Below are 18,669 nucleotides of genomic sequence, written 5' to 3'. Positions count from 1 at the left end.
TTTGCCTGCGGCCTGAGCGTCGTGCCGGGACGAGCGCACCCGCCCCGTAACCTTTGTCGATCAAGAGATTTTTCTAGAAAAATCTCCCCGTCGCAAAATCTTCTAGAAGATTTTGCCTTAGCTGCACCCGCTGGTTGCCCCGCAGGTGTTGCATTTCATGCAGGTGCCGTTGCGCACCAGCGTGTAGTTGCCGCAGTCGCCACAAGGGTCACCCTCGTAGCCCTGCATCTTGGCCTTGGCGCGTGGGTCCATGCTGACCGTGCCGCTGGACACCGCCGTTGTGGTGGCCGCCGTCGCCACCGCCCCGGTGGTCCCGGTTGCGGTTTCGGGCACCAGCGTCTGCAATGTGGCCACCGGATCCCCGGCGCCATTCAGCGCAGTGCCGCCCGCAGCGCCACCATTCAGCACCACCAACTCTTGCGGCAGACGTTTGCGCAGGTATCCCGTCGACGAGATTTGTTTCAGCACTTCCAACGACTTGGAGGCCGCTGTTTCACTGATTTCCTGCACATTCGACACGCCCTCTTCCTCGCCACGGCCCAGATCGTCGAACATCGTGCCTTGTGGCTTGATGTGCGCCAGATCGGTGCGGTCCAGATAAGACACCGCCAGCTCGCGGAAGATGTAATCCAGGATCGAGGTCGCGTTCTTGATTGAATCGTTGCCCTGCACCATGCCCGCGGGCTCGAACTTGGTGAAGGTAAAGGCATCGACGAACTCTTCCAGCGGCACGCCATATTGCAGACCAACCGACACGGCGATGGCAAAGTTGTTCATCATCGCCCGGAACCCTGCACCCTCTTTGTGCATGTCGATGAAAATCTCGCCGAGGTTGCCGTCCTCATACTCACCGGTGCGCAGGTAAACCTTGTGGCCCCCGACAACCGCTTTCTGAGTATAGCCTTTGCGACGCTCGGGCATCTTTTCACGGTGCGATTTGACGATTTCCTTGACGATCACCTTTTCGATGATCTTTTCGGCCAGCACTTCGGCCTTTTGCTGCGGTGTGCCGCTTTCCAGCGTCTCTGCCGCGTCCTCGTCATCCTCGACCAGCGCCGCCGCCAGAGGCTGCGACAGTTTCGAGCCATCGCGATACAGCGCATTGGCCTTGATGCCCAAGGACCAGCTCAGCTCATAGGCTTTCTGACAGTCTTCGATGGTGGCATCGTTGGGCATGTTGATGGTTTTCGAGATCGCGCCCGAGATGAACGACTGGGCCGCGGCCATCATGGTGATGTGGCTGTCAACACTCAGATAACGCTTGCCTTTTTTGCCGCAAGGGTTGGCACAGTCAAAGATGTGATAATGCTCTTCCTTGAGGAACGGCGCGCCCTCCAATGTCATCGTGCCGCAAACGTGGTCGTTGGCCGCCTCAACATCCTTGCGGGTGAACCCGAGGTGCGACAACAGGTCAAACGACGGATCGTTCAGCTTTTCCGCCGGGATGCCCAGCACATTGGTGCAGAATTCTTCGCCCAGCGTCCACTGGTTGAACACAAAACGAATGTCGAACGCGCTGCCCAGGGCGGCTTCGATCTTATCCAGCTCGTTCTGACCAAAACCATGCCCGATCAACGAGGTGTGGTTGATGCCCGGCGCGTTGCCCATGGTGCCGTGACCCACGGCGTATGAGACGATCTCTTCGATCTGGCTCGACGAATAGCCAAGATTCTCAAGCGCGGCAGGCACCGAGCGGTTGATGATCTTGAAATACCCACCACCGGCCAGTTTCTTGAATTTCACCAGAGCAAAGTCCGGCTCGATCCCCGTGGTGTCGCAATCCATGACCAAACCAATGGTGCCGGTCGGTGCAATCACCGAGGTTTGCGCGTTTCTAAACCCATGCTGTTCACCCAGCCGCAGCACTTCGTCCCAGCTCGACTGTGCCAGCGCCACCAGCTTCTGATCCGGACAGTTGTCCATGTCCAGCGCCACCGGCTTCACTGCGAGGGCCTCGTAGCCTTCGGTGTCGCCATACGACGCCCGGCGGTGGTTGCGCATCACGCGCAGCATGTGCTGGCTGTTGCGCTTGTAGCCGTCAAACGGTCCCAGCTCGCCTGCCATCTCGGCCGAAGTGGCATAGGCCACGCCGGTCATGATCGCGGTCAGCGCACCGGCCAGCGCACGGCCCTCTTTCGAGTCATAGCCGTGCCCCATGTTCATCAGCAAACCACCGATGTTGGCATAGCCCAGACCCAGGGTGCGGAAATCATAAGACAGCTGCGCGATTTCCTTGGACGGGAACTGCGCCATGGTGACCGAGATTTCCAGCGTCACGGTCCACAGACGGGTCGCGTGCATGTAATCCTCGGCCTGGAACACGCCATCGTCGAGGAAGGTCAACAGGTTCATCGACGCCAGGTTACAGGCGGTGTCATCCAGGAACATGTACTCCGAACACGGGTTCGAGCCGCGAATCTCACCGTCTTCCGGGCAGGTGTGCCAGGCGTTCACAGTGTCGTGGTACTGGATGCCGGGATCGGCACAGGCCCAGGCCGCGTGGCCCACATCTTCCCACAATTTGCGCGCCTTGATGGTCTTGGCGACGCTGCCGTCGGTGCGGCGGATCAGCTCCCAGTCGGCGTCATCTTCGACCGCTTTCAGGAAAGCATCGGTGACGCGGATCGAGTTGTTCGAGTTCTGGCCCGACACAGAGGCGTAAGCTTCCGAATCCCAGTCCGTATCATAGGTCGGGAACTCGATGCTGGCATAGCCCTGCTTGGCATAATCCAGCACGCGTTTGATATAAGTCTCTGGGATCATGACAGATTTCGCGTCACGGATCGCCGCTTTCAGGGTCTCGTTGACCTTGGGATCATAGGCATCCGCTTCGGCGCCGTCCCAGGCCTTGATCGCTGCAAAGATGCCGTTCAGCTTCTGCTCGTGCATCTTGGAACCGGCCACGATCGAAGCGACCTTTTGTTCCTCTTTGACCTTCCAGTTGATGTATTCCTCAACATCCGGGTGGTCGGCATCCACGATCACCATTTTGGCCGCACGCCGCGTGGTGCCGCCCGACTTGATCGCGCCCGCCGCGCGGTCACCGATTTTCAGGAAGCCCATCAGGCCCGAAGACTTACCACCGCCCGACAGCGACTCGCCATCAGCGCGCAAGGACGAAAAGTTGGTGCCAGTGCCCGAGCCGTATTTGAACAGACGCGCTTCGCGGACCCACAGGTCCATGATGCCGCCGTCCCCAACCAGATCATCGCTGACCGACTGGATAAAGCAGGCATGCGGCTGCGGATGCTCATAAGACGACTTCGACTTGGTCAGCTTGCCGCTCTTATAGTCGACATAATAGTGGCCCTGCGCTGGACCATCGATGCCATAGGCCCAGTGCAGGCCGGTGTTGAACCACTGCGGGCTGTTTGGTGCGGCGCGCTGAGTCGCCAGCATATAGCGCATCTCGTCAAAATAGGCGCGCGCATCTTCTTCCGTGCTGAAATAGCCGCCTTTCCAGCCCCAGTAGGTCCATGCCCCTGCCAGACGGTCGAACACCTGCTTGGCGCTGGTTTCGCCACCGATCTCGACGTTGTCATTTGCTGGCACCGAGCGCCACAGGAACTCTGGCACGCCCTTTTCGCGCACTTTCTTCAGGCTCGCGGGCACGCCCGCCTTGCGGAAATATTTCTGCGCGATCACGTCGCTGGCCACCTGGCTCCAGGTCGAGGGTACTTCCACTGCGTCCAACCGAAAGACGATGGTGCCATCCGGGTTGCGAATCTCGGATTCGGTGGTCACAAAATCCAGCTCTGCGTATGCGTCCTGGCCTGCCTTGGTAAATTTTCTTTCGATTTTCATCGCTGACTCTCGTCCCTGCCTGTTGTCCCCTACCCGGCATTCGCGCCCGGCTACTTCCGTGCGACCAGCAGTCAGGGCAGACAAAATATCAGCGCCCGGCAAAAGCTAAGGTTTGCCGAAGTTGGCCAAAGTCGTGCTTTGGTTCGCGGTGTGATTATGTCCCTGCCTGACCCTCTTCGCCACTATATGTTGTGGCGCTCCCGATCTGCCCACACAATCTGGCGTATTCGGCCCTAGATGGTCAAACCTTTTATTTGCGTTTTTCGCCGATTTTTACGGTTGACCCGCCATTAGGATTTTGACGCGTCAGCACCCCTGCCCGATTCCTGACCACACCCATTTGCGCCCGTTCTAAACGCGTCACCTTAGCCGGTTCCGGGAAGCCCTTAGAAAACAATAAGATTCCAAAACTTGTCCCCAGAAGGCCGAGTTATCCACAAGATGTGGGGCGTTAAGAAAGCTTAACACAATATATATGAAAATGACGTGTTTTCGTCACGCACCCGTGCCGCTGTGACTGGTGATTCTCTGTCACACCGACACGCTGGACTTGTACCAGGCGGCCCATCGCTCAGCTTCGGGCCACGCCCCACATACGTGGCGCGCATCCTCATTCAACGATGATGTGACATGGTCGGGACGGCAAGATTCGAACTTGCGACCCCCTGTACCCAAAACAGGTGCGCTACCAGACTGCGCTACGCCCCGGACCGAGGCGGTGTTTAGCCGCTAACTTCCGCCCTCACAAGACCAAACAGCACCGTCTTGCAAAATAGATGGGTGGCGCAGCGCGCTTCCGGGCACAATGCCCATGGCGCGGGCCAGTCCGCCCTTGATCTCAAGCACATAGCGCACATCGCCCTGGCTGTGAATCGCGGTACGGTCCAGTGGCTGCGCCTCGGGGTGGATGTGCGTGACCTGCCCGGTTTCATCCACAAACAGCATGTCGAGTGGAATCAGCGTGTTTTCCATCCAGAAAGACACCGGGCCCGTCTTTTGAAACACAAACAGCATGCCCGCGCTTGGCGACAGGCTGTCGCGATGCATCAGCCCCTGCGCCCGTTCCTCTTCGGTGTCCGCCACTTCGACCCGGAACACCGCCTGCCCCCAGTCGCCGCGCAGATGCACGGTATCCTCGCGGCACGCAGGGTCCGCCAGGGCCATCCCCGACACCCCAAGGGCACACAACGCCCCCACCAAAACGATACGCGACATCAGTCGTCCCTTGTCACCGCAGATTCCCAGGCCATGACTTCGGTGGCCATACGTCCCCGTTTACCGTCAATGACCCGCAAGGCCAATGCCTCGCCGGGTTGCAGGTCCGACAGACCGGACTGCCGCAGCACCTCGATATGCACAAACACGTCTTCGCCACGGCCGAACACATTGGCAAAGCCAAATCCCTTGCCCTTGTCGAACCATTTCACCCGTGCAGGTTCCAGTGGCGCGTTGGCCATTTCGTCCGGATCAAGATCGACAAAGTCCGCCAACCCTGCCGTCGCGGCCGCATCAGGCACGTCGATGCGATAGACTTCCACCGCCTGCACCCCGCGCGAGGTTTCCTGAATTCCGATTTCGACCCGCGCAGCGTCAGCAACCGAGCTTTGCCCGAAATTGCGCAAAACATTTGCATGCAACAGAATGTCCGGCCCGCCGCTCTCGGAAACGACAAATCCAAACCCTTTTACCGGATCAAACCATTTTACCTGGCCGACGATTCGAACCGTCTCTTTTTCGTTTTCACTCAACACCTTAACCCTACGTAAGCTCATCCCTAGCCTAGAATAGGAGTCTGCGTTAAATGTTTTCCGACGGCAAGAAAAAAACCCAACGTAAATCAAGGCCTTGCATTTTACGTAACGCGAATGTCACGGATTTAGGCGCTGTATCTCCCAGGCGTCAGATGACGCTGATTTGCGCCATTGAAAGCGATCGTGCAGCCGGAATGCTCCATCTGCCCAGAACTCGATTTCCACCGGCGTGATGCGAAAACCGCCCCAAAACGGGGGTCGTTTGGGCATGGGGCCGTGCTGGGCGGTAACCTTGGCCACATCGGCCATCAACGAGGCGCGCGAGCTCAGCGGCTCGGACTGCCGCGAAGCCCAGGCCCCCAACCGGCTCTTGAGCGAGCGCGAGTTGTAATAGTCATCCGCCTGCGGCCCGTCTTCACGTGTGACCGTACCGCGCACCCGGATCTGACGGCGCAGAGACTTCCAGTGCATGACAAACGCCGCCTTGCCTGCGGCATCGATTTCCCGCGCCTTGGCACTGCCGTAGTTGGTGTAAAACACGAAAGCATCGTCTTCGATGTCCTTCAGCAGCACCATGCGCGCATTGGGCAATCCATCCGCATCCACGGTCGACAGCGCAATGGCATTGGCATCGTTCGGCTCGGCCTTTTCGGCCTCGGCCAACCAGCTGCGCGCGATCTCAAACGGCGAGTCGCCTGCGAATATCCCGGTTCTGTCCGTCATTTTCCTTACCCTTTCGCCACGTCAGGCTGCACTTGAAGCAACCCACAGTATCGCCTAAACGTCCTTAAAACCGAATTGGGACGGAGAAGACGCGAATGTCAAACAATCTGATGGCGGGCAAGCGGGGCCTTATCATGGGTCTGGCCAACGACAAGTCGATCGCCTGGGGCATCGCCAAGGCCTGTGCCGACGCTGGCGCCGAACTGGCGTTCAGCTACATGGGCGATGCTTTCAAGAAACGCGTGGTCCCGTTGGCTGATCAACTAGGCGTCGACACACTGATTGATTGTGACGTCTCCGATCCTGCCTCTCTGGACGCCGCCTTTGCCGAGATCGAAGAGAAATGGGGCAAGATCGACTTTATCGTGCATGCCATCGGTTTCTCCGACAAGAACGAGCTGCGCGGCCGCTATGTCGAGACCTCCAAGGACAACTTCCTGATGACCATGGACATCTCGGTCTATTCCTTCACCGCCGTAATGCAGCGCGCCGAGAAACTCATGGCCGAGGGCGGCAGCGCCCTGACCCTGACCTATTACGGCGCCGAACAGGTGATGCCGCACTATAACGTCATGGGGGTCGCCAAGGCCGCTCTGGAAGCCTCGGTCATGTATCTCGCCGAGGATCTGGGCAAGGACGGCATCCGCGTCAACGCCATCTCTGCCGGCCCGATCAAGACCCTCGCGGCGTCTGGTATCGGCGATTTCCGCTATATCCTGAAATGGAACGAGCTGAACTCGCCGCTGCGCCGCAACGTGACCATTGATGACGTCGGCAACTCGGCGCTCTACCTCTTGTCGGACCTCGGCAGCGGCGTCACCGGGGAAACCCTGCACGTGGACGCAGGCTATCACGTGGTCGGCATGAAGGCCGTCGACGCCCCAGACATCGACGCCGTGACCGGCCGTAAGTAACTCGGAGAAGATCAGATGAGCGACCGCCTGCCCCACGAAAAAGGCTTCCACATCAGCTGGGACCAGATTCACCGCGACAGCCGGGCGCTTGCCTGGCGCCTGGACGGACAAGGCCCCGATGACGGCGCGTGGCGCGCGGTTGTCGCCATCACCCGCGGCGGCATGGCCCCGGCCATGATCGTCAGCCGCGAACTGGACATCCGCACCGTCGACACGATCAGTGTGAAATCCTACCACTCGGGCGGTGGCAAACAGGACCAGCAACGCGACGCCGAGGTGCTGAAAAGCCCCAACGCCGAGCTGATGGGTGACGGCACCGGCATCCTGATCGTCGACGATCTGGTGGACAGCGGCAAAACCCTCGAACTGGTGCGCGACCTCTATCCCAAGGCGCATTTCGCCACCGTCTATGCCAAGCCCCAGGGCGAACCCATGGTCGACACCTTCATCACCGGCGTCAGCCAGGACACCTGGATCTTTTTCCCGTGGGACATGGCGCTGCAATATGTTGAGCCCTACCGCGGCACCGACTGACGGCAGCGCGTGCTGATGGTGCGGGATGCCTCCGGCGGGAGTATTTCCGGCAACACGAAGCAGGGGCTGCGCTGACCCCAACGACCTGCCCCAACCAATGCTGCTTCGGAGCCGCCCTCGCCTGTGACCTGGCAGACGGGGCGGCAGTTCTCGGGCAACAAGAATTGACGAGGGGCCCCGCTTGCGGGGAGACGGCCATTCTTGTTGCGCGGGGGATGACGCTCTGTCAGACAAGGTTCAGGCGCGGGTGGATCTGATGCTGCTTTGGTGAGCCCGAGCCGAAAAACCAATCAAACCTGTGCGCGCTTGCGCGCTCAATTGAACAACACCAGCGTTGGAGTCTTTCATGACACTGCCCCGGACCGCCACCACCTTTGCGCCCCCAGTGATGGAGGCCCGCCGCTGGCTGGACGGGGTGACCTTTTCCGACGCACAGCCGTTGATCAATGTCAGCCAGGCCGCGCCGGTCGACCCGCCGCCCCAAGCGCTGCGCCAACACATCGCCGATGTGGCCATGACCGTAGCCGACGCGCATCTTTATGGCCCGGTTTTGGGCCTGCCGGAATTGCGCGCCGAGGTGGCAACGCAGTTTTCCGCAGCCTATGGCGGCAGCATCGCCGACAGCGAAGTTGCCATCACCTCGGGCTGCAATCAGGCCTTCAGTGCCGCCATGATGACACTGGCTGCCGAAGGGGATGAGATCATCCTGCCAACCCCTTGGTATTTCAACCATAAAATGTGGCTCGACATGCAGGGCGTGCGCACCGTGCCACTGGCCACCGGCGCCGACCTCTTGCCCGACCCGGACGTCGCCGAGGCGCTGATCACCGAGCGCACCCGCGCCATCGTGCTGGTCACCCCCAACAACCCCGGTGGTGTGGAATACCCCGCCGCGCTGGTCGCCGCCTTTGCCGATCTGGCCGCGCGCCGCAACCTGCAGCTGGTGATCGACGAGACCTACCGCGATTTCGACCTGCGCCCCGGCGCGCCGCATGCGCTGTTTGAAAACCCCGACTGGGGCGATCACCTGATCCAGCTTTACTCCTTTTCCAAGGCCTACCGGCTGACCGGCCACCGCGTTGGCGCGATGATCGCCAGCGAAAGCCGTCTGGCCGAGGCGGAAAAGTTTCTTGATACCGTCACCATCTGCCCCAACCAGCTGGGCCAGCATGCGGCCCTCTGGGGCATGCAGAACCTCGCGCAGTGGCTGGCAGGGGAACGCGCCGAGATCCTCGACCGGCGCGCCGCGATCTCGGACCACATGCCGCGCATCGCCAACAAGGGCTGGGCGCTGATGGGCGTGGGCGCCTACTTCGCCTATCTGCGGCATCCGTTTGACATGGCCTCGGACGATCTGGCGCGCGCGCTGGTGCAAAAGGCCCATGTCCTCACCCTGCCCGGCACCATGTTCATGCCCCAAAATGACCCCGCGGGCCGCCAGCAAATGCGCATTGCCTTTGCCAATGTCGACCGCGCCGGGATCAAGACGCTGTTCGACCGCCTCGCTGCCTTTGAAATCTGAGCTTTCGACGCTTTCAAAGCCTGCCGCCCCCTTGCCCCTCTGGGGCGGGCGTCGTAGACATCCCGGAACGTTTGAATTGACCGCTTAGGCAGGGGGACGCGATGTCCAAAGGGAACACGTCGAAAACACTGGTCTGGATTCTCATGGCGCTCCTTATTCTGGGGCTCGGAGGGTTCGGGGTAACCAACCTCGGAGGCACCGTGCGCACCGTCGGCGATGTCGGAGGCAAAGACATCTCGATCGACGACTACGCCCGCCTGTTGCAACAGGAGCTGCGCGCGCTCGAGGCGCAAGTGGGCCGGTCGGTCAGCTTTGGCGAGGCCCAGGCCGCTGGCATGGACAGCCTTGTGCTGGGCAATCTCGTGGTGCAGCGCGCCATGGACGCCGAAGCCGCCCGCATGGGGATTTCGGTCGGCGACGAGCGTCTGCGCGATGAGCTGCTGGCCATTCCGGGTTTTCAGGGTGTGAACGGCGAATTTGACCGCGACGCCTATGCCTATGCGCTGGAACAGACCCGCATGAGCGAAGAAGACTTCGAAGAAGCGATCCGCGAAGAGACCGCGCGCACCCTGGTTCAGGCCTCGGTGGTGTCGGGCGTGGCCATGCCGCAGGTCTATGGGGACACGATCCTGAATTTCGTGGGCGAGCAACGCTCGGTCCTGATGGCGCGGCTGACCGCCGACGACCTTGTGACCCCTGCGGCGACCGCGACGGATGCGGACCTGCAAGGGTACTATGACGCCAACATCGACCAGTTCACCCTGCCCGCCATGCGTCAGATCACCTATGTCTGGCTGACACCGGACATGCTGATCGACACGATCGAGATTGACGAAGCCGCCCTGCAAGAGCTGTTTCGCTCGCGCTCCAGCGAATTCAACCGCCCCGAGCGCCGCCTTGTCGAACGTCTCGCCTTTGCCGACATGGCCGAGGCCGAAGCGGCACGGGCGCGTCTTAACTCTGGCGAAGCCAGCTTTGAAATGCTGGTCGAAGAACGTGGCCTCGCGCTGGCCGACGTGGACATGGGCGATGTGACCGCAGGCGATCTTGGCACTGCGGCCGAGGCTGTTTTTGCCGGTGTGATCGGGGCCACCATCGGCCCGGTGCAATCCGACCTCGGCCCGGCGCTGTTCCGTCTCAACGGCATTCTGCCCGCGCTGGAAACCGCCTTTGAAGATGCGGTGCCGACCTTGCGCGAAGAACTGGCCGCAGAACGCGCCCGTCGCCTGATTGAAACCCAGATCGGTGATCTCGAAGACCTGCTTGCCGCGGGCGCCACCCTGGAAGAGCTGGCCGCAGAATCCGACATGCAGCTGGGTCAGATCGGCTGGCACGAGGGCGAAAGCGCCGGGATCGCGGGCTATGAAACCTTCCGTGCCCTGGCCACCATCGTCACGACCGAAGACTTCCCCGAGGTCGACACGCTGGCCGACGGCGGCATCTTTGCCCTGCGTCTGGATGGCGAGACCGCCGCCACCCCGGCACCTTTTGCGGATGTGCGCGACGACGTCACCGCCGCCTGGGCCGAGGCCGAAACCCTGCGTCGCCTGCAGGAAATGGCAGACGGGCTTGTGCCGCAATTGTCCGGCGACGTTGATTTTGCCGCCTTTGGTCTTGAGGCACAGGAGCAACCTGATCTGCTGCGCACTGGTTTTGTGGCCGACACCCCCGAGGGCTTTGTCTCGGCCATCTTCGAGATGGAACAGGGTGGCGTGACCACCGTGCCGGATGGCGCTGAGCTCTTGATCGTGAAACTCACCGCCATCACCGCGCCGGACCGCACCAACCCCGAAGTTGCCAACCTCCTGAACGCCGTGCTGCAACAGGGCGCGCAGGCGCTGTCGCAGGACGTCTTCGAGGCCTACGCCCGCGACATCCAGTTCGTACAGGGTGTGACCATCAACCAGCAGGCGCTGAACGCGGTGCACGCGCAATTCCAGTAACCCCGGACCAAGACCCGGACGCATGAGGCCAAACCCTTGGATCTGACCCCTTCCCTGGACACCTTCGCCACCGCTTACGAGGCCGGGCAAAATCAGGTTGTCTATGCCCGTCTCGCGGCGGATCTCGACACGCCCGTGTCGTTGATGCTGAAACTGACCGGCGCGCAAAAAGACGCCTTCATGCTCGAGTCTGTGACCGGCGGCGAAGTGCGTGGCCGTTATTCGATCATCGGCATGAAACCCGATCTGATCTGGCAGTGCCACGGCACCAACGCGCGTATCAACCGCGACGCCCGCTTTGACCCCGAGGCCTTTGTCGATCAGGACGCCGATCCGCTGACCGCCCTGCGCGCCATCATCGAAGAAAGCAAAATCGACCTGCCCGAGGACCTGCCACAGGCCTCTGCCGGGCTGTTTGGCTACCTCGGCTATGACATGATCCGGCTGGTGGAACACCTGCCCAACATTAACCCCGACCCGCTTGGCCTGCCCGACGCCTGCATGCTGCGCCCCTCGGTTGTCGCCGTTCTGGACGGTGTCAAAGGCGAGGTCACCGTGGTCTCTCCCGCTTGGGTCTCTGACGGACAATCCGCCCGCGCCGCCTATGCGCAGGCCGCCGAGCGTGTGATGGACGCCGTGCGCGACCTCGAACGCGCCATGCCACAAGCCGCCCGCGACTTGGGCGACGCCCATGAAATCGCCCCCCCGGTGTCGAACTTCACCAAACAGGGCTACATGGAGGCGGTCGAAAAGGCCAAGGACTACATTCGCGCCGGTGACATCTTTCAGGTCGTGCCCGCCCAACGCTGGACGCAGGAATTCCGCCAGCCGCCCTTTGCACTCTACCGTTCCCTGCGCCGCACCAACCCCTCGCCGTTCATGTTCTATTTCAACTTCGGCGGCTTTCAGGTGGTGGGCGCCAGCCCCGAAATCCTCGTCCGCGTCTTTGGCGACGAGGTCACCATCCGCCCCATCGCAGGCACCCGCCCCCGTGGCGCGACGCCGGAAGAGGACAAGGCGCTCGAAGAGGATCTGCTCGCCGACAAGAAAGAGCTGGCAGAGCACCTCATGCTCCTCGATCTTGGCCGCAATGATACGGGCCGCGTCTCCAAGATCGGCACCGTGCGCCCCACCGAACAATTCATCATCGAACGCTACAGCCACGTGATGCATATCGTCTCAAACGTCGTGGGTGAGCTGCACGATGAAAAAGACGCGCTCGACGCCTTTTTCGCAGGCATGCCCGCAGGCACCGTCTCCGGCGCGCCCAAAGTGCGTGCCATGGAGATCATCGACGAGCTGGAACCGGAAAAACGCGGGCTATACGGCGGCGGCGTGGGCTACTTCAGCTCAGGCGGCGACATGGACATCTGTATCGCGCTCCGCACGGCCATCGTGAAAGACCAGACCCTCTATATCCAGGCCGGCGGCGGCGTCGTCTACGACAGCGACCCCGAGGCCGAGTACATGGAAACCGTGCACAAATCCAACGCCATCCGCCGGGCGGCAGCGGATGCGGCCCGGTTTACGGGTAGCGGCAACGGGTAAGATCGCCCCTGCCCCCGAGCCGGGGCCTCGCACCACGAGGCCCGTAGGGTGGGTTTTCAACCCACCAACTTTTCGCCCATGGCATTGATGATCGCGGCTCAGTGTTTGACTCCACAGCCCGACAACGCCAAAGCCGCCGTTGATCGACCGGGCAGCGAACGGCGCGTTCGAGCCCTTCCTGTGAATTCACTTTTTTCGCTGCGCGCGCACGCAGCAAAGATTTTGCCGCGCGCGCATCATCTTGAGCACTGCTATTCAGCGCAAAATGCAGCCATTGGCACCGGGTGCAGCAAGGTTTTGTAAGGCATTGAGCAAGACGCGGACAGACCTGCCGTTAGATTTCGTCCGCAGAATGTCCGCCTTACGGCGACGCTTGTCCATTTGGTAACGCCTGTTTTGCTGCGTAAGTGGTGGCTCTCCAGCACGGTGGACAAACTGGACGATTGTCGCCAGAAGGTTGGGTGGCAAAGCACTCGTCAGGTGATAACCGGGGCACTTCAGGATCGGTAAAGTGCCAAATTTACGTCAGGTATGACTTCACGCCTATTGCCAGACTGGCCGCACCATTTCCCTTGTTCCTCCTGACGAAGAAGGGGGAGAGCTTGCAGGAATAGCGGTCAGTATGGGCTATCAAAGAAGCAGCCTTTCGAATTGTTCTGATGGTGCATCGGCTTCCTGCATCAACGCGACCATATGGGATTGCATGTGTACTTCCAAAGCTGGTTCGTTTAGCGCCACCTGCTGGGAAGGGTCCGAGGCAGTGTCCCACAGCATGGTTTCGAATTGTTTGTCACGGGCAACCCAGGTGACATTTTCAATCTTCATGGTGCAGGCACCTTTTTGAAACGAAAAGGGTTCTGCGGTCTGTAGGTTCTTGAAATCTTCGACAGCAAAGGATGCGCGCATATGCGTTGGCATCAGTGTGTACTGGTAGAGAGGCTTGTTGTCAGGGTTTTGCGGCGCCCGCATGTAGACATATCGCCCGTCGGTGACGTTCACATGGCCCCCGTGCATGCCAAAGATCGCGGCGTCCCGCACTGGCGTATCATCCGTAATAACGCCCGCCAGATCCTTGCCGATCATGTCTTTCGTGGGCTCCTGTCCGAAGAAGCACAGCAATGTCGGGGCGAGGTCAATTGAGGGCTGCACAAGGGATCTGCGCCGTTCTCCAGCCGCCCGAGCGCGTGGATCCCAGATGAAAAACGGCGTATGGGCGATTTCCTGATATATCGGCATCGACATCTTGCCCCACCATTCGTGCTCGCCCAGCAAAAATCCATGATCGGTCCAGACGATCAGCATGGTATCGTCCCACAGCCCCTTTTCGTCCATCATGTCCATCACCTTGCCCAGGTATTCATCACACATGCTGACGAGGGCTGCATATTCCACCCGAAGGTGTTTGTTTTCTTCCGGGTGGTCGGTGGTCCGGGCATACATGGGCCAATCGAAAAACGGCCCTTCGTATTTGTCGTGGTGTTCCTTGTACAATTCCTTGTAGCGATCCAGCGTATAGAAAGGCTCATGCGGATCGAAGGTTTCGATGTGCAGCATCCAGTTGTCGTGATCCGCGTTCCTCTCGATGAAATCGAGTCCTGCCTTGAATGTGCGTGCTTGCGGCTGATTTTCCTCGACATTCATCTTGCCGCGATTGATCCAGTCCTGCCGGGTCAGGTATCGCAGCCGCTGCATGGAGGCATCGCTTTCTTCGGGAAATGCCTTGCGATAGTCCTCAAACACCTGGGGCTCGGAATAAATACCGTTTTTGCCAAACGCGCCTTTGGGAATGTCAGGTTCGTTAAGATCGCCAATCCATGGATCGCCTTCCTGCCCCCGCCAATATTGCCAGGTTGTGTAGTGGGTATGGTAGTTCAGCCCGCCGTCTTCAAAATAATGGTTGTGGTCCGTAGTCAGATGGGTGTGAACACCCACATCATTAAGCATTTTTGGCATGCTGTCGTCGAACGGCTCCAACGGTCCCCAGCTGCGGTGCAGAAAGTTCGGGCGACCGGTATGCCAGTCCCGTCGAGCAGGCATGCAAGGCATTGAACAAACATAAGACGTGTCAAAGGTGATCGCGCGGCCCGACAGGCGCTTGAAATTGGGGGCGTGCACCCAATCGTTCCCGTAGCTGGGCAAAAAATGCCGGCTCAGGGTATCGAACATAACGACAATGGCTTTCATGAGTGTGACTCCTTGAGATCAAAGGCAACACGGAAGCCAATATGTCCGGTTGTCATATCAGGCGCTGATGCGCTTCTGGCTGAAAGCCGGTAGCGGGCGCAGTAAGATTTATGGCAAAGATAAGAGCCGCCTTTCAGCACCTTACCATCACCGTAGGGCGGGCCTTGCGGGTTCTTTTGCACATTGCTGACGGTGTGATAGTCCCGGCTGAACCAGTCTGACGTCCACTCCCAGACATTGCCCACCATATTGAACAATCCGTAGCGGCTTGGCTTAAAGGCATCGACGGGGCAAGTCTTTGTAAACCCGTCGGCAGCGGTATTTTCATGGGGAAATTTTCCCCGCCAGATATTGCAGCGAAACTTGTCAAGCGGCGAGGCATCGCCCCATGGATAGCGTTTTTGGTTTAGCCCGCTCCGACCGGCAAATTCCCATTCCGCTTCGGTCGGCAGCCGACCGCCCGACCAATTGGCGAACGCAGTCGCGTCGTGCCACGACACATAGACGACCGGATGATCCTGCAGTTCATCTATGGTCGATCCGTCACCTTCCGGTGCATATCAGCAGGCGCTATCAGCTTTGCGCCACTATGATCCCGGCTGATCCAAGCTTGCGGAGGTCGGGTCAAATACAAAGGACCAGCCAAATGCTTCTGCGGTGGTCTGATGGTCAGTTGCTTCAACAAAGTTGCGAAATTGGGCATTGGTCACGGTACAGGCCGAAAGCCTGTAGCCTGACACCTGTATCCTGCGAACCGGCTCCTCGCCATCGCCGCCATGGCAGCCTTGTTTTGCACCCATGAGGAACGTCCCGGTTTTCAGGGTGACGATCCGCGAGGTCGATGATTGATCTTGGTTCAACATCGCTGTGGGGCCAATTTTGTCAGGCTCGGGTTCAAGTTGCACGAATCCTTAATTTTTCTTTGGTCGCATCAAAGAAATGCTGCGGTAATTTTCGGACGGTCGCTCAATGCAACTTCGAACCGGGGTAAAGCGTTTGAAACATCTTTTCCAATTCGACCCAGTCTCGGACATCACAATATTCGGCCCAGGCGTTATAGTCTCTTAGCAATCGCTCTCGTATCGACTCGTTGCCCTCTACCAGATTTTTAATCTCGGTCCGGTCGTCATCCATGTTGTAGAGTTCCCAATCACCGCCATGGGTCTTCACCAGTTTCCATTCGCCGTTCCGGATCGCGGCATTGCCCTGATGTTCCCAGAAAATCGGAGTCTGCCGTGGCTCGGTGCGACCTTGAAGACATCCCAGAAAACTCTCGCCGTCCATTTTTGGCGCCTCTGACAGGCCCGCGCGCTCTGTTGGCGAAGAAACGCCCAGTATGTCTAGCAAGGTCGGAAGCACGTCCATCACGTGACATTCCTTGTGAGCTATTGAATTTGCCTCGACCTCGCCAGGCCAGCGAACGATGAACGGCGTTGAAATGCCGCCTTCATGCACAAAACGTTTATGTAGCCGAAACGGGGCATTCGACAGATTGCTCCAGCCACGGTCATAACTCATGAACGTGGTTGCATCGCCGGGCAGAAGGTCGGTCCGGTTGCCCAAGCGAACATCGCGACCGTCCAAAGATTTGCCTGCATAAAACCGTGCCCAACCGTCTTCGGCCAACAACTCGGCACAGCCACCATTGTCAGACAGGAACATGATGACGGTATCGTCTGCTATTTCCAACCGGTCCAACTCGTCCAGCACCTGGCCGACCCCCTTGTCCAAAAGCTCTACTTGCGCGGCGTAAACCGCCATGCGCCGATCTTCCCAGCTTTTGTCGGAAACTGCTTCCCAGCTATCCACGAGCGGGTCACGGGGAGAAATGTTCCAGCCATCCTTCAAAATACCCGAGGCTTTCAACTCTTCCATTCGTGCGCCACGATGATAATCCCAACCCTTCTTGAAACTGCCCTCATATTTGGCAATATCCTCTTCGGGGGCGTGCAACGGCCAATGCGGGGCGGTGTAGGCGAGATATAGGAAAAACGGGTTGTCGCTGGACTGCTGGTCCCTGATCATGTCCACTGCCTTTCGGGAAAAGGCATCGGTTGCGTAGTAGTCATCACAATCGGGCAGGACCCTTTTTGTGTCTTCCATGATGAAATGGGGGTTAAAATAACTCGATGCCCCATCAAGAAGCCCATAAAATCGGTCAAAACCCCGTTGCAACGGGACCGGATGTTCTTCGTCGCCCGGGTTCCATTGATCGGTGAAACGACTGTCATAATCACCACCGACATGCCATTTTCCGGACATCAGAGTATCATACCCGGCGCTTTTCAGGGCCTCGGCAATCGTCACGTTTTCGTCGAGCAGCCGGCCGCGATAGGACTCTATGCCGAAATCACCGATCATGTGTCCAATCCCCGCCTTATGCGGGTAACACCCTGTCAACAGCGACGCCCGGGTAGGACAGCAACGCGCCGCATTATACATGCTCGAAAACCGCATTCCCTGCCGTGCGAGCCGATCAAGGTTGGGGGTTTTGACTTCACTGCCATAGCAGCCGATATCCGAATACCCCATATCGTCGACGAGGATGAGAATAATATTGGGCCGCGTTGATCCGGCTTTCAGGTTGGTTTGGTCAGTCTTCATGGAATAATTCTCTGATGGCGTCAGCAAGTAGATTGAGACCCAGAACAAGCGACATTAGCGCCAGAGCGGGAAAGAGTGCGGGCCAGGCGAACAGGCGCAGTATCGCGCTGCCATCCTTGATGGAAGTGCCCCAATCAGGGCTGTCGGGGGCAAGTCCCAGGCCAAAGAACCCAAGCGTTCCGAGCAGGATGGTCGTGAACCCAATGCGCAAACAGAAATCCACGACAAGAGGCCCGCGAATATTGGGCAGGATTTCAAACAGCATGATGTACCAACTGGTTTCGCCCCGGGTTTTGGCCGCTGCGATAAAGTCCCGCGACAGCACATCCAGCGTCAGGCTGCGCGTCACCCGAAATATCCCCGGGCAGGCAATCAGCACAACCGCAACCAAGATGTTCAAAACGGCATCGGGCACAAAAAGCACCCCGAGTGGATCGGCATCAAAGATCACCGCAGCAAACAGCCAGCCCCCGACGGCGAGTGTGATCGCAGTCAACAAAATCGGCTTGAGCCGTTGATGGGTGTAACGCGAGAAGATAAGCAAAAGCGTAAATGCAATCGGGCATATCAACACCAGCGCGCCCAACATCTGGGGCAGCCCCGACGAACTGACACCAGGGGAAACCAGCAGGTAAAACACCAGGATAACCGGGAAGGCCAGTATCAGATTGGCGGCAAAAGACAGTACCGTGTCCACTTTGCCGCCGAAATACCCCGCTGGCAGCCCAAGTAGTAGACCGGTCAAAAGCGCCAGGGCACTTGCCACCGGCGCGATGGAAAGAACGAACTGACTGCCATGCACAATTCGGCTGAACACATCCCGCGCCAACCGATCTGCTCCCAGCAAGAACATTTCCCCCGACTGCGCCTCGACCGCGCCGGGTGGCTGGTTCTTCATCAAGACAAACTGTTGAAGCGGGTCAAAAGGGGCAACTTGTTCGGCAAATATGGCAATCAGGGACCAGATCAGGATGATCGACAGCCCCAGCGTTCCAAATCCGTGGCTCCACAGCCGGCCAAAGATCCCCAGGCGATCTCTGAAGCGGACACTGACCGCCACAATCGCTGCAAAGACAAGAAGTGGTAGCCACAACTTCGCCAGGATCCCGGCAATGATACTTATAACCAGCTGCACTTCCATT

Annotated in this window: 13 protein-coding genes, 1 tRNA gene and 1 pseudogene; 6 read left to right on the top strand and 9 right to left on the bottom strand. The window is 59.2% G+C overall.

Features of this window, described 5'->3' with window-relative positions:
* Positions 1–117: 117 nt before the first annotated feature.
* From EK369_RS01210 to pdxH, 5 genes are all read right to left on the bottom strand, one after another.
* On the bottom strand, positions 118–3,804 hold the full coding sequence (locus tag EK369_RS01210) for a vitamin B12-dependent ribonucleotide reductase (protein WP_127111864.1): 3,687 nt from the start codon (positions 3,802–3,804) through the stop codon (positions 118–120).
* Positions 3,805–4,435: 631 nt separating this feature from the next.
* Positions 4,436–4,512, bottom strand: a tRNA-Pro gene (locus tag EK369_RS01205).
* A 21-nt stretch (positions 4,513–4,533) separates the two neighbouring features.
* The gene (locus EK369_RS01200) at positions 4,534–5,019 is read right to left on the bottom strand and encodes a DUF192 domain-containing protein (protein ID WP_127111863.1); all 486 of its coding nucleotides are present in this window, start codon (positions 5,017–5,019) and stop codon (positions 4,534–4,536) included.
* Positions 5,019–5,576, bottom strand: a complete 558-nt coding sequence (locus EK369_RS01195; protein ID WP_127111862.1) for a cold-shock protein — start codon at positions 5,574–5,576, stop codon at positions 5,019–5,021. Before EK369_RS01195 ends, EK369_RS01200 begins: the two co-directional genes overlap by 1 nt.
* Positions 5,577–5,672: 96 nt before the next feature.
* On the bottom strand, positions 5,673–6,278 hold the full coding sequence (gene pdxH / locus EK369_RS01190) for a pyridoxamine 5'-phosphate oxidase (protein WP_127111861.1): 606 nt from the start codon (positions 6,276–6,278) through the stop codon (positions 5,673–5,675).
* A gap of 95 nt (positions 6,279–6,373) precedes the next feature.
* Here pdxH and fabI point away from each other — a divergent pair, with 95 nt between their 5' ends.
* The 6 genes from fabI to EK369_RS01160 all read left to right on the top strand — a co-directional run bounded on the left by fabI (position 6,374) and on the right by EK369_RS01160 (position 13,042).
* Complete coding sequence (gene fabI, locus EK369_RS01185; RefSeq protein WP_127111860.1) at positions 6,374–7,192, top strand: enoyl-ACP reductase FabI; 819 nt, start codon at positions 6,374–6,376, stop codon at positions 7,190–7,192.
* A 15-nt stretch (positions 7,193–7,207) separates the two neighbouring features.
* The gene (gene gpt, locus EK369_RS01180; RefSeq protein WP_127111859.1) at positions 7,208–7,726 is read left to right on the top strand and encodes a xanthine phosphoribosyltransferase; all 519 of its coding nucleotides are present in this window, start codon (positions 7,208–7,210) and stop codon (positions 7,724–7,726) included.
* 346 nt (positions 7,727–8,072) lie between these two features.
* Positions 8,073–9,248: an aminotransferase gene (locus tag EK369_RS01175; RefSeq protein WP_127111858.1), complete on the top strand. Its 1,176-nt coding sequence runs from the start codon at positions 8,073–8,075 to the stop codon at positions 9,246–9,248.
* Positions 9,249–9,349: 101 nt separating this feature from the next.
* A complete protein-coding gene (locus EK369_RS01170; RefSeq protein WP_127111857.1) occupies positions 9,350–11,191 on the top strand; it encodes a peptidylprolyl isomerase in 1,842 nt (613 codons plus the stop codon).
* 36 nt (positions 11,192–11,227) lie between these two features.
* Entirely contained in the window at positions 11,228–12,739 is a 1,512-nt protein-coding gene (gene trpE / locus EK369_RS01165) for an anthranilate synthase component I (RefSeq protein ID WP_127111856.1), read from the top strand.
* A gap of 78 nt (positions 12,740–12,817) precedes the next feature.
* The gene (locus tag EK369_RS01160; protein ID WP_127111855.1) at positions 12,818–13,042 is read left to right on the top strand and encodes a hypothetical protein; all 225 of its coding nucleotides are present in this window, start codon (positions 12,818–12,820) and stop codon (positions 13,040–13,042) included.
* 327 nt (positions 13,043–13,369) lie between these two features.
* On the opposite strand, the gene EK369_RS01155 is transcribed toward EK369_RS01160, so the two are convergent.
* The 4 genes and pseudogenes from EK369_RS01155 to EK369_RS01140 form a co-directional block, all read right to left on the bottom strand.
* Positions 13,370–14,923 (bottom strand): sulfatase, encoded by a 1,554-nt coding sequence (locus tag EK369_RS01155; RefSeq protein WP_127111854.1) that lies wholly within the window; start codon positions 14,921–14,923, stop codon positions 13,370–13,372.
* Positions 14,920–15,786, bottom strand: a pseudogene (locus tag EK369_RS21960) (formylglycine-generating enzyme family protein). Before EK369_RS21960 ends, EK369_RS01155 begins: the two are co-directional and overlap by 4 nt.
* A 103-nt stretch (positions 15,787–15,889) precedes the next feature.
* Positions 15,890–17,527, bottom strand: coding sequence for an arylsulfatase (locus EK369_RS01145; protein WP_127111853.1), 1,638 nt, complete (start codon positions 17,525–17,527; stop codon positions 15,890–15,892).
* The gene (locus EK369_RS01140) at positions 17,517–18,668 is read right to left on the bottom strand and encodes an ABC transporter permease (RefSeq protein WP_127111852.1); all 1,152 of its coding nucleotides are present in this window, start codon (positions 18,666–18,668) and stop codon (positions 17,517–17,519) included. Before EK369_RS01140 ends, EK369_RS01145 begins: the two co-directional genes overlap by 11 nt.
* Position 18,669 lies beyond the last annotated feature (1 nt).

The sequence above is a fragment of the Shimia sediminis genome (assembly GCF_003990645.1).
GTDB lineage: Bacteria > Pseudomonadota > Alphaproteobacteria > Rhodobacterales > Rhodobacteraceae > Shimia > Shimia sediminis.
This window is presented reverse-complemented; position numbering and strand designations above follow the sequence as displayed.